Raw genomic sequence first — 14846 nt, 5'->3', positions numbered from 1 at the left:
TGCACTCACGTGCACTAGCCGACCCTACGGGGTTATGCTTTAGCCCGGAAGTAACAATAAAAAACACCGGAGCTACTTATGAGTGCGATATTCGTATTGCTTGCCGGCCTTGGGTCGATGGCGCTGGGGTATTTCTTCTACTCCAGGTTTATTGCCGAAAAAATCTACCGGCTCGACCCGGACTTCGTTACCCCCGCCCGGGCAATGGAAGACGGCGTCGACTATGTGCCCACCAACAAGTTCGTACTCTGGGGACACCATTTCACTTCTGTCGCCGGCGCGGCGCCCATCGTTGGCCCCGCCATCGCCGTAATCTGGGGCTGGCTGCCGGCTTTTCTCTGGGTCACTTTAGGCACAGTATTTTTCGCCGGAACCCATGATGCCGGCGCAATCTGGGCCAGTGTACGTAACCGCGGCAAATCGGTCGGTGCGCTGACCGGCGAGGTCGTCAGCCGGCGTGCACGCACGCTTTTCATGATCGTCATCTTTCTTGTGCTGCTCATGGTCAACGCGGTCTTCGCCGTAGTCATCTCAAACCTGATGGTCAGTTTTCCCAGTTCTGTGGTCCCGGTCTGGGGTGCCATACTGGTAGCACTAGTGATCGGCCAGCTGATCTATCGCCGTAAAGCGAATCTGCTTATTGTGTCTGTGGTGGGCGTCGCTGCGCTTTATGCACTGATAGGCATCGGGCCGGTCGTGCCAATTGAGCTACCCGAGGCTGCCCTGGGCTTGTCTAACAAAGCCCTCTGGATACTGATACTGTTCGGCTACGCCGCGATTGCCTCCCTGCTTCCAGTCTGGATGCTGCTACAACCCCGCGACTACATTAATGGGCTACAGTTGTTCGTGGGCCTGATCATCCTCTACGGCGCGATCATAATTTCGAACCCCGCCATAGTTGCCCCTGCTATCAACAGCAACCTCCCGGCAGGGACGCCCTCCCTCCTGCCACTGCTGTTCGTGACAATAGCCTGCGGCGCTATTTCAGGCTTTCACGGGCTGGTCGCATCAGGTACGACGTCCAAGCAACTTGACCGCGAGACAGACCTTCGCTTCGTCGGTTTTTTTGGTGCAGTTGGAGAAGGCTCCCTGGCGCTCGCAGCGATTCTCTGCGCGACTGCTGGGTTTGCGTCTTTTGCTGACTGGGAAGCGGTCTACACAGCATTTGGCGCCGGCGGGGTCAACGCCTTCGTTAACGGCGGGGCCTATCTCATATCCGGTGGTATTGGCCTGGACCCGGTAGTGGCAGCCACGCTGCTTACAGTAATGGCCGCCCTTTTCGCTGGCACAACCATGGACACCGGGCTGCGCCTGCAGCGTTACATCTTTCAGGAATGGGGCGATATTTACGATATTGGCTGGATGAAAAAACCTTTGCCCGCGACCCTGCTCGCGGTAGGCAGCTGCATTGCCCTCGCTTTCGGCGCCGGTGGCGCTTCCGGGTCGGGCGGCATGGCTATCTGGCCGCTCTTTGGCACAACCAACCAGTTACTGGCGGGTCTGACCCTACTGATCATCACCGTGATGCTGGTGCGAAACCGGCGCCCGGTATGGTACACGCTGTTACCACTGGCGTTCCTGCTGGTAATGACCTTATTCGCCTTGCTTACGCAGTTGCACACTTTTTACCTTCAGGAGAACTGGTTCCTGTTGTCGCTGGACCTGGTGGTTCTGGTCGCTGCTGTGTTCGTGGCGCTGGAATCAGCTTCAGCCCTTTCCCGCAACCGCAGGGATATCGCGGGCGGAGCGCATGAGGCAGATCGATGACATCAGGTCCGAATCTATCGCTGAGGCCTTTAGGTGCCTGGTTGCGCCGGGCGCGCTACTTTGCGGAGGAGGCCTATGCAGCCCCTTACCGGGGCGCTATCGCAAGGGCGCGTCGCGACGAGGATGACCTCTTCATGATGCTGGTGTTTTCGGAGATGCTCGGCATGCCAAACCCCGCGGCTTACTATACCCTTGAACTCCAGCCCCTGATGCTGGAACGCTTCCACGAATGGCACCAGCGGATGGGCATGGAACGTTCACCGCTCGACCAGTTTCGCTGCTGTTAGCGGGCGTCATGTCTGAGAATCTGCTGCAGGACCTGTTGAAGCTGAGACTACTCTGGGTCGGTGGCAAGGGTGGCGTGGGTAAGACTACCGTGGCCGCGGCGCTAGGCATTACCGCGGCCCGGGGCGGCCGCAAAACGCTCGTGGTCTCAACTGACCCGGCTCATAGCCTGGGTGATGCCTTTGATCGTCAACTGACGGACAAGCCCCGCCGTGTATTGCCAGACCTCGACGCCATTGAACTGGACCCGGATGCAGAGGTCGATGCGCATCTAGGACGGGTTATGGCACAAATGCGGCGTTTTGCGTCTCCCCAGATGATGCCCGAACTGGAACGCCAGATGCGCCTCTCCCGGCTGTCGCCGGGTGCCCAGGAGGCTGCTTTGCTGGAACGCATCTCGCGTTTGATTACCCAGACTGATCAGGACTACGACCTGATTATCTTTGATACCGCTCCGACTGGTCACACGCTGAGGTTGCTGAGTCTTCCTGAAGCTATGGCCGCCTGGACCGACGGTTTGCTCCGGCACAACCAGAAATCGCGGGAACTGGGAGAAGTGCTTCGGCACCTTTCGCCGAACAGCGGCCGTGATGTGACCTCGATGCTCGACAAAGACGAACCGGAAGCCAGCAGCACAGATAAGCGCACCGCCGATATCGCCGCGTCCCTCCTGCACAGACGGCGCCTTTTTCTCAGGGCCAGACGAATGCTTGCGGATGCCAGTCAGAGTGGATTCCTTTTCGTCCTCACCCCGGAGCGCCTTCCTATCCTTGAGACATCCCGGGCTGTACAGGCGCTAAGCGAAGCCGGCATCGCGGTAGCCGGGGCGATCGTCAACCGGGTGCTTCCCGCTGAAGTCGACGGAAGCTTTCTACAGGCCCGAAGGCAACAGGAGAAGCGTTACCTGGCTGAGATCGATGCCACCCTGGGTCAACTCCCACTCACCCATTTACCTCTGCTCGCTTCAGATATTGCCGGGCTGGAGGGTCTGGAAGTGGTCGCTCAACTGCTCGAACAGAGCCGCTTTTCCTGACAGCAGCGCTTTGCCCGTATCAGCTGAGTCCGGGCATATGCGATTGCGTAGCCCTGCACCCAAGCAGAATCGCTGACACTCACACCCCGAGACAGACGCATCGGCCCAGAGACAGGCCCACCGGTAAGCACCGGCGCTTTCACCGCCTACACGTTTTCTAAAGGACAAATAAAAAGGCGGAGCCTGCAACGCATGCTCCGCCTCGAAATTAGTTTCCCTAAGCTTCAGTCCTTTTCCTTGCTCAGCCCCAGTCCGTTGGGGTCATTGTTCCCTAATTCAATCCATTCCCTGTCAATCCCTGACCCTTTAACGATAACAACAGTAACGGTTAAAACCGAGTTAAGTATAAGTCATCTAACGCTTGAAGCCGCTGGGACGGGAAGCGATCGCCCAATTGGCGATCGCTTCCCGGTTACCTTATTTGCCCTCAGCCGGCAGTGAGGCTCTCCTCGACCACAGTGAATCGCAAAGCGTTGTATACGGTAGCCTTATCAACACGAGTATCCACTGAAGAACGGAGCACCTGTATGTTGGATAAGGCGTGTACATTCAACCCCTTATGGCTACAGACCACTCAGTATACGGTCCGCACTTTCTTTTGCGTCGCCGAACAGCATTCGCGTGTTTTCTTTGAAGAAGAGTGGATTCTCGACGCCGGAATAACCCGCAGCCATGCCGCGCTTGAGTACCACTACAGTCCTTGCATTCCAGACTTCCAGCACAGGCATGCCCGCGATCGGCGAGGTTGGGTCCTCGGCAGCGCTTGGATTTACCGTGTCATTGGCGCCAATAACCAGCACGACGTCAGTCTTCGGAAAATCAGCGTTGATTTCGTCCATTTCCAGCACGATATCGTATGGAACATGGGCTTCAGCCAGCAAAACATTCATATGGCCCGGAAGCCGACCCGCGACCGGATGGATCGCAAAGCGCACTTCTGTCCCCTGCTTGCGCAGCCGCTGGGTAATCTCGCTGATCGCATTCTGGGCTTGTGCCACGGCCATGCCGTAGCCCGGCGCGATGATGACGGAATCGGCGCTCCGAAGTTCCTCGCACAGATCTTCCACCGAGATCTCCTGGACCGAGAGATCGCTATCAGTTGCCGCGGCGCTACTGGACGTTTGACCAAAGCCGCCCAGAATTACGCTGACGAAGGAGCGATTCATGGCCTTGCACATGATGTAGCTAAGGATAGCCCCGCTGCTGCCGACAAGGGCGCCCGTGACTATCAGAAGGTCGTTCCCCAACATGAAGCCTATTGAGGCCGCTGCCCAACCTGAATAGCTGTTCAGCATGGATACGACGACTGGCATATCGGCGCCACCAATGGCCATGATCAGATGCACACCCAGCAGCGCTGCCAGTGCCGTCATGACGACAAGGCAGAGTATCCCTACCGCCATGCTATCAGTGCCAAGGAACCACGCCCCCAGCAGTATGCTGATACCGACCAGAATCAGGTTGAGCACATGCCGCCCCGGCAGGGTCAGTGCCTTGCTGTCGATCCTGCCATCCAGCTTTCCGCAAGCGACAAGCGAACCGGTCAGTGTAACTGCGCCGACAAAAATACCAATGAAGACCTCGACAAGCTTGATCGTGTGCTCTGTGCCAGATGTTGTCACGAGTGGTTCAACATAGCCGGCAAAACCAACCAGAACGGCGGCGAGCCCAACAAAGCTGTGCAACAGTGCCACAAGCTGCGGCATCTGAGTCATTTCCACTTTATTCGCAATGACAATACCTGCCGCACCGCCAATAGCAATCGCAAGTGCGGTAGCGACCCAGCCCTCGTCAAAACTCCCGGCGAGTGTCGCCGCAATCGCAATGAGGATACCGATAACGCCGTACATATTACCGCGGCGTGCGGATTCCTGATGGCTCAGCCCACCGAGGCTGAGAATAAACAGAATGCTCGCGACCACGTAGGCCACGCTGATCAGTCCTTGTGACATTTGCGCGCCCCTTACTTACGAAACATTTTCAGCATGCGATGGGTAACCCGGAAGCCCCCGCCGATATTGATACTTGCTACCAGAACAGCAACAAACGAGAGCAAGCCGATAACCACATTCTCAGCTTGCGACAGGTGCATGATCGCACCGATCACGATGATGCCGCTGATTGCGTTGGTGACGCTCATCAGGGGAGTATGCAGCGAAGCAGTCACGTTCCAGACCACTTGCCACCCAATGAAACACGCCAGCACAAAGACGGTGAAGTGCGACAAAAAGCTTTCCGGTGCATAGGCGCCAACACCGTAGAGAGCCATCACGGTCACAAGCAGCAGGATCACTTTCCAGGCTGTACTGCCAACCCCTTTTTCGGCAGGTGCACTGGCCTGGCTGGTTTTGGGCTTTGGCGCGGGCGCCGCTGGCTTGGCAGGTTGTTCGGGCTGGGGCGGTGGCCAGGAGACCTGCCCACCCCGAGTGACCGTAATGCCGCGAATAACCGCATCATCCTCTTTAATTTTTACTGCCCCGTCTTTGTCCGGCGTAAGCTCGGCCAACAGGTGGAACAGATTGGTCGCATACAGGTCGCTGGATACACTCGCCATTCGGCTGGGCAGATCGGTGTAGCCGATGATGCTGACACCATTGGCAACCACGACTTTATCGGCTTCGCTGAGTTCGCAGTTACCGCCTTTCTCGGCCGCAAGGTCGACCACGACGCTGCCGGGCTTCATACTCCGAACCATTTCCGCACTGATCAGCCGCGGTGCAGGTTTGCCGGGTATAAGCGCGGTAGTGATGATGATGTCCACTTCCTTCGCCTGCTCGGCAAACAGGGCCATTTCAGCGTCGATGAACTCCTTGCTCATCTGCTTTGCATAGCCCCCGCTGCCGCTGCCATCTTCCTCAAACTCAAGCTCGAGGAACTCAGCGCCCATACTTTCGACTTGCTCGCGCACTTCCAACCGGGTGTCAAACGCCCGAACGATGGCGCCCATACCGCGGGCGGCGCCAATTGCGGCAAGCCCAGCAACGCCGGCACCAATGATAAGCACCTTGGCCGGGGGCACCTTGCCCGCTGCTGTCACCTGCCCCGTGAAGAACCGGCCGAAGTGACCCGCGGCTTCCACGACCGCGCGGTAGCCCGCGATGTTGCCCATCGCACTCAACGCATCCATCTTCTGTGCACGGCTGATGCGTGGCAAAGCGTCGATGGCAAATGCAGTCACATTCTTTTTCGCCAGACGATCCAGCAAGTCTGGATTCTGGGCCGGCCAGAGGAAACTCAGCAAATGGGCACCGTCCGGCAGGAGGTCTATTTCGTCAGCGCTCAACGTTTCATTTTTGCCGGGCGCTCTGACTTTGAGGACAAACTCAGCCTCAGACCAGAGCTTTTTGCCGTCGGCTATGATTTCCGCGCCGGCTTCTTTATAGGCTTCGTCGGGATACTTGGCCGCCTCGCCGGCGCCGCTCTGGACGAAGACGCTATGGCCCAGTTTGGTAAGCTTACGCACCGACGCGGGCGTTGCGGCGACGCGGAACTCGTTGTCGTGACTTTCCTTGGGAATACTAAGCTTCACACAACATCCTCCGGGTGAATCAATACTTAGAAGGCTAACTCTAACTGCACTCTTCCGTTCGCTGAACGTTAGCGAAGCGGGCCACATCTTGCAATCCCGTCAGCTGTCGGTAGCGTCAGGTCTTGTTGAGTGCTTTGAAAGCTTCTCTTATATTTCTCATGCACTTACGGGCGTCGTCGCCCTCGTGAGCCTGCCGGGCGGCCTTCAGTTTCTGCTTCGCCGTTTCCACGGACTCGGGGTCCTGCGGGGGGTTCTCTGCCAGGCGGTTTTCTACTTGCGCCATCAGAACGGAACACTGCTTTTCCGGCTGAGGTACAGGCTCGGCCATTATCATGCCGGAGCTCAGCATAACCACAGCCGAACAGACCAGTATCATTTTACCCATGGTTAAACTCCTTTTTCTGTCTAGTACAATCCTTTTCTGACCTGTGGCGAGAATGCTATCGCGCGAAAGCCGGAACACTACCGCTCGGGTCAGTTGTAGCGGCCGACCAGATCTTTCAGCCGCCTTTTGTCCAATCTGGAGTTGAGGCGCTCAGTATCCAGCGTCTCGGGCCTTAGGCGGACGCGCTGCCTGTCTTCGCAATCCAGCCCGAAAACCCTTTCGGCGCCGAAAGGGTCATCTTCCGGACCGTAGATAGCCACAACCGTTACGGTGAGCTTCTCAAGCTTGACTTCAGGATCGACCGGCAACCCATCCTGTAGCTCTACACCGGCCGCGTCAGCACCTTTCTGAAGTAAAATGCGGAAAGAAGGTACTTCCAGGCAAACTCCGCTCTCGAGCGGCCCCTGGCGGGTGCGCCGCCCGATGGAAGTTTTGGTGGTGTCCTGCTCGCCCTCTTCTGTGTCGGTAGCCGACGTCAGATATCGCCCGTCATTTGTCGCAAGCTCAACCAGGATTGACTGAACAAATACAGGTTCTTTGCTCATGTTGCAGATCAGGCACGGTGCGTCCAGATCAGCGGCACCCACACCCTTGTTGATCAGGATACGCGGCCTGCGTTCTCGCCGGTAACCCAGGAAGAGCAATTGGGCGTAGAAGAGCCAAATCAGTAGCGTACCAAAATTGGCCACGACCATTAAAAGCTCGCTGTTATTCTTAATCCAATCCAGCACTGTAGTGTTCCTGTTTAAGCGAACCGCACTCTGCACAGTTCAGAGCACGCTCAACCGGCGATCGGGAGCCATAGCCGCCTGACTCGACGCTTCGAAGCGATTATAACCGCTTGGGCAAATGATAGTATTGCCCCAGTCTCAAAGGCCGCCAGACGCCCGCACCCTCGCCCGTGCACTCCTGCTAGTGCCCGGGCCGGCATTTGACGAAGTTGAGCGGGCGAAAACAAAACAACCCAGAGCCTCTCAAGGACACTCTGGGTTGAGTAATATTCTGCCCGGACATCACATTGCAAAGCCAAGGCAGAGTATTGGGTAGAGCCAGTTCTAGAAATTAATACCGAGACCGGCACTGTAAACAAATGCGCCGTTGTCGTAGTTATTCTCGACGTCATTGGAGTTGTCGAAGAAAACCTGGTACTCGGCCTGCACGCTAAGATAGGTTTCGCGCTTCATGTAGTACTTGAGGCCGAATTCGGGACCTGCAAAGAAGGTTTCATCGACCCCATCGCCGTAGATGCCGCCGATATTAGCGCCGAGGAAAGGCTGCATATCTGCACGACCAAAGTGATAGTCAGCAAATACGCGGGTCGCACCAGTCCAGGAAGAGTCGTCACCCAGATCTGCAGCACCAGCGCTCTGCCGGATGCCGACAGCTGTCTGATCAGTCATGTACTGACCAACATCAAAGCTGACATTGAACTGATTGTTATCGAGATCTTTGTCGCTTGACCCAGATCCTGCCAAAGTAAACAGCTTGTCGCCTGTTGAAGGCGCTGCCGTTACACCAAGCGGCACGAATACTAAACACGCAGATACAATAAGAGGTTTAAATTTCATAGGAGTCTCTCCCTCACTCGGTTTATAAACAGGATTTCTTTTCCTGCACCTCGCAATCAATGTACGCAGGATCAGCTTGGGAGTAAAAGTTAAAAGGCCAGAATAATGCTTTGTTAATAAAGGGTTTATAATGGCGTAAAAGGCTAGTTTCAGGCCCGGGTGCGAAGCTCAACCCCGGCAGCAGCTTGCACGCGTTGCCATTGGGGACCTGCAATGGCAGGATCATCCTCCGTACCCCCGGCGTTTGGAGAAACCACATGGGTCCCTTCAGCTTCTCATCTGTAAAAACCGTAATATACGAAGCAGGCAGCGCCGCAAGGCTGGCACGCGTATGCCGTGAGAATAACGCCCGCGCCGTCGTCATCATTACCGATCCGGGAATAATGAAACTGGGCCTGCTTGATGACGTACTGGCCGACTTCGACCGGGAACGTTTGCCCGTAGTGGTATTTCAGGACGTGGAAGCCGATCCGGCTGACCACATCGTCACCCGGGCAATTGACGTGGCGCGAACACAGCGCGCGGACATGATTATCGGGTTCGGCGGCGGCAGTTCCATGGACGTAGCCAAGCTTGTCGCTCTCCTCGCACACCCAGACTCTACTCAGACCCTTGCAGACGTCTACGGGGTGGAGAAAGCCCGCGGCGGACGCCTGCCTCTGATCCAGGTCCCGACAACCGCCGGTACCGGATCCGAAGTCACCCCCATCGCTATCGTAACGACTGGCGAAACGACCAAAAGCGGCGTCGTTTCGGAGCGCCTGCTGCCCGACATTGCCTTGCTCGACCCGCAGCTCACGGTGGGACTTCCGCCTCATGTGACTGCAGCGACAGGCATCGATGCAATGGTGCACGCGATTGAGGCCTACACCAGCAAGATTCGTAAAAACGAGATGTCGGATTTCTTCGCCCGGGAAGCTCTCCGTCGTCTCTCAGCCAACTTACTGACGGCGGTGAAGGACGGAACCAACCTCGAGGCCCGCGGCCAGATGTTGCTGGGGGCTATGATGGCGGGCCAGGCGTTTGCCAACGCACCTGTTGCGGCGGTCCACGCGCTGGCCTACCCCTTGGGCGGCCACTTCCACATACCTCACGGGTTGAGCAACTCCCTCGTCCTGCCCCATGTCCTGCGCTTCAACGTGGGTGTTGCGGCAGAACACTACGGGGAACTGGCGGAGATTATTATGGGTCAGCAGCTAAAACGGGGCTCCGCGCCCGCCGACCAGTTGATCGATCACCTTGAAACCATGATTGTTGACGCAGGCTTGCCAACACGCCTGCGGGAACTCAACGTGCCCGAAAGCGTCCTGCCGCAGCTGGCCGATGATGCGATGCTGCAACAACGTTTGCTGGTCAATAACCCTCGCGAAATGTCACGGGACGAGGCGCTGGCAATTTATCAGGCCGCGTTTTAACGGGAGCGTAAATGAGCGACGAACGAGACCCCATCAGAAGAGATTTCAAGGCCTTCGAGTCCATTTCGACACGATGGATGGACAACGACGTGTATGGCCATGTCAATAACGTCACCTATTACTCTTACTTTGACACTGCGGTTAACGCGTTTCTGATTCGCCAGGGCGGGCTCGATATTCATAACGGGGACGCTGCCGGTTTTGTGGTCAGCTCGAACTGCACCTACCGACGCCCTATCGCGTTTCCGGAGCCTATTGAAGCGGGCATCAAGGTAGACCGTATAGGTAATAGTTCAGTCCAGTACGGAGTGGGCATTTTCAGGGCGGGTGAAGACGAGCCCGCCGCTTATGGCCAGTTCGTGCATGTCTTTGTAAGCCGAAGCGATAATAGCAGCACGCCTGTTCCGGCCAGTATCCGCCGAGCGCTGGAGCAACTTCGCTGATCGCAGCCCTGCTGCCTGGACTGCCGGGCCGTGCCCGCGGAACAATGCACGGCTAGGCTTTTTTCTCAAACGCTGCCTGCTGTTCTTTCGTTGCCGGCTTCTGATAGCGTGTTTTCCACTCCTCGTAGGGCATTCCGTAGACGCGTTCCCGAGCCTCTTCATAACCCAGACTGTGGCCTCTCTCTCCTGCCTCCGCCGCGTACCATTTGGAAAGACAGTTGCGGCAAAAATGGGCGAGGTTCATGAGGTCTATATTCTGTACTTCTTTATGGGTGTCGAGGTGGGCCAAAAGCCGCCGGAACACTGCTGCTTCGATTTCGGTTCTGTCGCTGGGACTCTGGTCGGCCATGTCGGTACTCCAAGGACGGATAGCGGGATTACATGCGGGTGGTGTTGACTCTCAACCCTCGGGCGCCCAGGTCGCCAGCCCGAGGTGAACGAACCGTGCTACTGCAGCGCGGCCAGCGCGGCGTCATAATCAGGCTCTTCGGTGATTTCGGTCACCAGCTGGGAATAGAGCACTTTGTCGGCTTCGTCCAGCACGACCACTGCCCTTGCACACAGCCCGGCCATAGGACCACTGTTTAGCGCCACACCGTAGTCCAGTGCAAACTCAGGGTGCCTGAAGGTCGACAGCGGCAAAACATTGTCCAGCCCTTCGGCGCCGCAAAATCGGGCTGCCGCAAACGGCAGGTCTGCTGACACCACCAGAACAACGGTATCCGCTGTCTTCTGCGCTTTTTCGTTGAACTTTCTTGCGGAAGCTGCACAGACTCCTGTGTCGACGCTGGGAATGATATTCAGCAACTTCTTCTTCCCTGAAAAATCGCTGAGCCCTACATCCTGCAGGTCAGTTTTAGTCAGTGTAAAGGAAGGCGCCCTGTCACCTTGTTCTGGAAACTTGCCCTCTACCTCTACCGGATTCCCTTTCAGCATTACTTGATTCATCTCACTTCTCCGTTTTTTAGCAGTTGTTTTCAGGACCGGTGCCCCGATGACGTCAACCGGTGGCTCGACGCAAGCGTGGGCTACGCGGGCTCATGCCAGTGCAGCGTGTGGTTCAGGCAACGACTATTCCCAGATTACTTCACATTCGGCGTCAATCGACTTCTCGAGCAGTTGTATCAGGGGATGGGCACGTCGGGTTATGGAAACATAATTCTCAGACCCATTCTCATCCTTTCGGTTGGGATCTCCGGCGTCTTGCGTCCTGCGCTCGCGAGCGGCCTCTTCAGCCTGCCGCTCCTGTTCTTCTATCCGTTGCAGTTCATCCCGAAGCTGCGCCAGTGCGCCAGGCACGTCATCAGCAAACATTGCGCCGGGTACATTCTTGCTCCTGCCCATCATCTTCAGAAAACGTTCGCCAATGGGGCCCACGTAGGTGGTGTCGCTCGCTGCCGGGCTCTTGAAGGTTATCAGCATGGCCTCAATGCTCCTGTTGCTTGGAATCACTTTGAAGGTTCAGCGCGATTCTGAGCACTCAGCGTACCTCAGATCGCGCAGGCTTTGCCTTAAAAGCCAACGTATCTTCTGGCATCAGATAATCGTTTACAGTGTTGTACAGTGCTTACCTTCAAGGTTTACCGGCAGAGGCAACGCAGTCACGCACCGGCAATTGATCGTTTTCGGCTTATCCTGAGGCAGGCTTCCAGATGCGCCTGAAAGTGAGCATCTGACATCTGCAGAAGCGCTACGGCACCGCGCAGCTGAATATCCTTTAACACTAAGTACCGCAACACTAAGTACCGCATCGCCCAGGGTACCGCATGGCCATGCGCAGGACGTCCCCGCGAAGAAGGGTCCAGTGTCCTTCATAACAGCCGATTCCAATCTGTTTCGGTCATTAAACCTTTATCAGAAACCCGACTGTTCACTTTTCTGCAGCATATTGAGTGGCATAATCCCGCCGTCCTCGACTGGCAGGACGCCAGCTTCGAATGAGCAGACTTACATGAAACAGAGGAACACACCATGCAGTGGCCGACTTTGACTCAGGATGAGCAGCAGGAACTGTGGAACACGCTTGAAGTACTCATGCACGGGGCGACAGTCGCCGAATTACGTTGCGCGCAGCAGCGTCTCGAAACGATGACATCACGCCAGCGCCCCTACTTGGCTCCGACCATACGAACCTTGGTGGACCATGTTGTGCAGGCAGCAATATGCGCCTCTCAGGGCGGCGAACAGCGGTTCTACTGGCTTGAAGAGGTTGAAAGCAGATGGAATGCGCTGATCGGCTCCCTCCACCAGCAGGCTCGTTGCAGCGACGGCGTTGTTTCTGGCAACGGCATCGTATCCAGCGGCCGCACTGCCGAGCTGTCTCAGGCGCTCGAGGCGTCGAGTTAGCACGTCCTGGCACGACCTGTTCAGGCCGATCTACCGGCTTTTTCTACGCCTATGGGCTTTTGTGGAAGGCGCTGTGGTTGAGGGTTTTCTGGTAGATGATGGCTTGGGCGCTGGTGCTTTATCTCTTCCACGCCGGCTACCGCTGTCTGCACCGGCAGGCTTACGTGAAACGCCCGGCCCGGCTTTCACGCGCCGTCTGGCGCGCGCCGGAGCACCAGGGCTGCGTTTTTCATCCGACGCCTTGGTGCTGCGAGAAGTGCCGGAAGCCTCCTCAGTTTTGCTTGAACCAGCGATCATCGCATCGATTGTCCGTATCTCGGCACGGGTCAGCTCGCGCCACTCCCCGACTTTCAGTTTTCCCAGGCCTATATTCATTACCCGCAATCGCTTCAGGCGCGTCACGTTATAGCCCAGGTATTCGGCCATTCGCCGAATTTGGCGGTTCAGACCTTGTGTCAGAATGATGTTGAAGCTGGTGGCAGAAGTCTGGCGAACTTTACAGGGTTGCGTCACGGTGCCAAGCACAGGTAGCCCGCCCCCCATTTTCTGCACAAATTCACTGTCGACTGGCCGGTCGACGGTTACAAGATACTCTTTCTCGTGGGCGTTACCCGCCCGCAGGATCTTGTTGACGATGTCGCCGTCGTTTGTCAGCAGGATGAGACCTTCGGAGGGCTTATCGAGGCGGCCTATGGGGAAGATACGGCCGCGGTAACGCACAGCCTCGATAATGTTACCCGGCACTTCGGGATCTGTGGTGCAGGTTATACCGACTGGTTTATTGAAGGCGATGTACACAGGGGCCGGCTTGGCGCGCAGGTTTTTCCCATTAACCTCGACCTTGTCCTCAGGCGACACTCGCATGCCCATCTCGGCCGTACGGCCATTGACCCGGACCCTGCCTTCATCGATGAACCGGTCTGCTTCACGACGTGAACAGATGCCGGTCTCACTGATGAATTTATTCAGACGTGTCGTGCCCGAGTTGGTGTTGTTCATGGGTCGACTCTACCCCGCGCCTGCTTAAGTCGGCCCCGTTGTGTTTTGCGGTCTACCCGCTTCTTACGGGCATTAAGGCTGGGCCGGGTGGGCCTTCTCGGCTTATCGACCTTAGCTACGGATTCGATCAGCTCAGCCAGGCGCGCAAGGGCATTCTCACGATTGACTTCCTGACTGCGGAACTGCTGGCCTTTTATAACAACGATGCCCTGGCGGGTAATGCGCTGGTCGCTCAAGGCCAACAGCTTCTCTTTATAGTCTTCAGGGAGTGAAGACGCGCGGATATCGAAACGCAGGTGAACCGCACTGGAGACCTTGTTCACGTTCTGACCACCGGCCCCCTGCGCCCGAATGGCCGTTATCTCGATCTCTTGTTCGGGAATAACCACGCCTCGAGAAAGTGTAAGCACGACATTAGCTCCGGTTGGTTGCTTGTGGGCTCCTGACAATTGCCTGCTGGAGTAACTGCTGCCTGCTGGAGCAACTACCGCCTGTTGGAGTAGCGACTGCCTGTCGGAGTGACTACTGCCGCCGGTCGGGGTGAATACTGCTGCCTGCGGGTGTTCAGCTGGTCTTGTGATCAGTTCCGACGCGGCACAACCGCCATGGTCAAACGGGAAATACAGACCAGACGATCATCCTCGTCCACAATCCTGATTTCCCAAAGCTGGGTCGAGCCGCCTATGTGCAGCGGCCTGGCAAAGCCGTACACCCAGCCCTGCATCATGGGGCGTACGTGATTGGCGTTAATATCGAGCCCTACCGCCATCGTGTCGGGCTTCTTCAGGCATAGATTGGCGGCGATACTGCCAAGGGTTTCAGCGAGTACTACGGAGGCACCGCCGTGAAGAATGCCCGCCGGCTGAATCGTCCGCTTATCGACGGGCATACGCCCGCTCAGGAAGTCGTCGCCAAGCTCAAGTAATTCAATGCCCAGATGGCTGACCAGGGTCTGCTGGGACGAAGCCGTCAGTTGCTCTATCGTGGGCTTGCTATGCCAGATCGTCACCGTGTTGGCTCTCCAGATTCAGGTTAATCAAAGGCCGGGGCCGTATTTGTAGATCCTGCGGATCGAG

General features: G+C 56.8%; 17 protein-coding genes. 6 read left to right on the top strand and 11 right to left on the bottom strand.

Annotation, left to right across the window (positions count from 1 at the left end; genetic code table 11):
• Positions 1 to 78: 78 nt before the first annotated feature.
• From soil367_RS07515 to soil367_RS07505, 3 genes are read left to right on the top strand one after another with little or no spacing between them, the layout of a single operon-like run.
• Entirely contained in the window at positions 79 to 1767 is a 1689-nt protein-coding gene (locus soil367_RS07515; protein ID WP_136548432.1) for a carbon starvation CstA family protein, read from the top strand.
• Positions 1764 to 2054, top strand: coding sequence for a cory-CC-star protein (locus soil367_RS07510; RefSeq protein ID WP_136548430.1), 291 nt, complete (start codon positions 1764 to 1766; stop codon positions 2052 to 2054). The genes soil367_RS07515 and soil367_RS07510 overlap by 4 nt, the downstream gene beginning before the upstream one ends.
• An 8-nt stretch (positions 2055 to 2062) precedes the next feature.
• Positions 2063 to 3085, top strand: coding sequence for an ArsA family ATPase (locus soil367_RS07505; protein WP_136548428.1), 1023 nt, complete (start codon positions 2063 to 2065; stop codon positions 3083 to 3085).
• A gap of 563 nt (positions 3086 to 3648) precedes the next feature.
• Here the strand turns inward: soil367_RS07505 and pntB are convergent.
• The 5 genes from pntB to soil367_RS07480 form a co-directional block, all read right to left on the bottom strand.
• Positions 3649 to 5037 (bottom strand): Re/Si-specific NAD(P)(+) transhydrogenase subunit beta, encoded by a 1389-nt coding sequence (gene pntB, locus soil367_RS07500; RefSeq protein ID WP_136548426.1) that lies wholly within the window; start codon positions 5035 to 5037, stop codon positions 3649 to 3651.
• Positions 5038 to 5048: 11 nt separating this feature from the next.
• Positions 5049 to 6614, bottom strand: a complete 1566-nt coding sequence (locus soil367_RS07495; RefSeq protein ID WP_136548424.1) for a Re/Si-specific NAD(P)(+) transhydrogenase subunit alpha — start codon at positions 6612 to 6614, stop codon at positions 5049 to 5051.
• A gap of 115 nt (positions 6615 to 6729) precedes the next feature.
• Positions 6730 to 6999 (bottom strand): hypothetical protein, encoded by a 270-nt coding sequence (locus tag soil367_RS07490; RefSeq protein ID WP_136548422.1) that lies wholly within the window; start codon positions 6997 to 6999, stop codon positions 6730 to 6732.
• 89 nt (positions 7000 to 7088) lie between these two features.
• On the bottom strand, positions 7089 to 7730 hold the full coding sequence (locus tag soil367_RS07485) for a hypothetical protein (protein WP_136548420.1): 642 nt from the start codon (positions 7728 to 7730) through the stop codon (positions 7089 to 7091).
• Between the two features lie 324 nt (positions 7731 to 8054).
• Positions 8055 to 8567: a hypothetical protein gene (locus soil367_RS07480; RefSeq protein WP_136548418.1), complete on the bottom strand. Its 513-nt coding sequence runs from the start codon at positions 8565 to 8567 to the stop codon at positions 8055 to 8057.
• 257 nt (positions 8568 to 8824) lie between these two features.
• Here soil367_RS07480 and soil367_RS07475 point away from each other — a divergent pair, with 257 nt between their 5' ends.
• Both soil367_RS07475 and soil367_RS07470 read left to right on the top strand, forming a co-directional pair.
• Complete coding sequence (locus soil367_RS07475; RefSeq protein WP_136548416.1) at positions 8825 to 9982, top strand: iron-containing alcohol dehydrogenase; 1158 nt, start codon at positions 8825 to 8827, stop codon at positions 9980 to 9982.
• An 11-nt stretch (positions 9983 to 9993) separates the two neighbouring features.
• Complete coding sequence (locus soil367_RS07470; RefSeq protein ID WP_136548414.1) at positions 9994 to 10425, top strand: acyl-CoA thioesterase; 432 nt, start codon at positions 9994 to 9996, stop codon at positions 10423 to 10425.
• A 52-nt stretch (positions 10426 to 10477) separates the two neighbouring features.
• Here the strand turns inward: soil367_RS07470 and soil367_RS07465 are convergent, their stop codons facing one another.
• The 3 genes from soil367_RS07465 to soil367_RS07455 form a co-directional block, all read right to left on the bottom strand.
• Positions 10478 to 10774 (bottom strand): DUF1244 domain-containing protein, encoded by a 297-nt coding sequence (locus soil367_RS07465; RefSeq protein ID WP_136548413.1) that lies wholly within the window; start codon positions 10772 to 10774, stop codon positions 10478 to 10480.
• Between the two features lie 98 nt (positions 10775 to 10872).
• On the bottom strand, positions 10873 to 11373 hold the full coding sequence (tpx, locus tag soil367_RS07460) for a thiol peroxidase (RefSeq protein ID WP_136548411.1): 501 nt from the start codon (positions 11371 to 11373) through the stop codon (positions 10873 to 10875).
• Positions 11374 to 11496: 123 nt separating this feature from the next.
• Positions 11497 to 11847, bottom strand: coding sequence for a DUF1840 domain-containing protein (locus tag soil367_RS07455; RefSeq protein WP_136548409.1), 351 nt, complete (start codon positions 11845 to 11847; stop codon positions 11497 to 11499).
• A 549-nt stretch (positions 11848 to 12396) separates the two neighbouring features.
• Here soil367_RS07455 and soil367_RS07450 point away from each other — a divergent pair.
• Entirely contained in the window at positions 12397 to 12771 is a 375-nt protein-coding gene (locus soil367_RS07450; protein ID WP_136548407.1) for a hypothetical protein, read from the top strand.
• Between the two features lie 30 nt (positions 12772 to 12801).
• On the opposite strand, the gene rluF is transcribed toward soil367_RS07450, so the two are convergent.
• The 3 genes from rluF to soil367_RS07435 form a co-directional block, all read right to left on the bottom strand.
• Positions 12802 to 13770 (bottom strand): 23S rRNA pseudouridine(2604) synthase RluF, encoded by a 969-nt coding sequence (gene rluF, locus soil367_RS07445; RefSeq protein ID WP_136548405.1) that lies wholly within the window; start codon positions 13768 to 13770, stop codon positions 12802 to 12804.
• Positions 13767 to 14180: an alternative ribosome rescue aminoacyl-tRNA hydrolase ArfB gene (gene arfB / locus soil367_RS07440; protein ID WP_136548403.1), complete on the bottom strand. Its 414-nt coding sequence runs from the start codon at positions 14178 to 14180 to the stop codon at positions 13767 to 13769. The genes rluF and arfB overlap by 4 nt, the downstream gene beginning before the upstream one ends.
• Positions 14181 to 14350: 170 nt before the next feature.
• Positions 14351 to 14779 carry a hotdog fold thioesterase gene (locus tag soil367_RS07435; RefSeq protein WP_136548401.1) on the bottom strand — a complete coding sequence of 143 codons (429 nt, stop codon included), beginning with the start codon at positions 14777 to 14779 and terminating at the stop codon, positions 14351 to 14353.
• Positions 14780 to 14846 lie beyond the last annotated feature (67 nt).

This window comes from Hydrocarboniclastica marina (assembly GCF_004851605.1).
Classification (GTDB): Bacteria; Pseudomonadota; Gammaproteobacteria; order Pseudomonadales; family Oleiphilaceae; genus Hydrocarboniclastica; species Hydrocarboniclastica marina.
The sequence above is the reverse complement of the archived record's forward strand: the minus strand, read 5'-3'. Positions and strand labels throughout refer to the sequence as shown.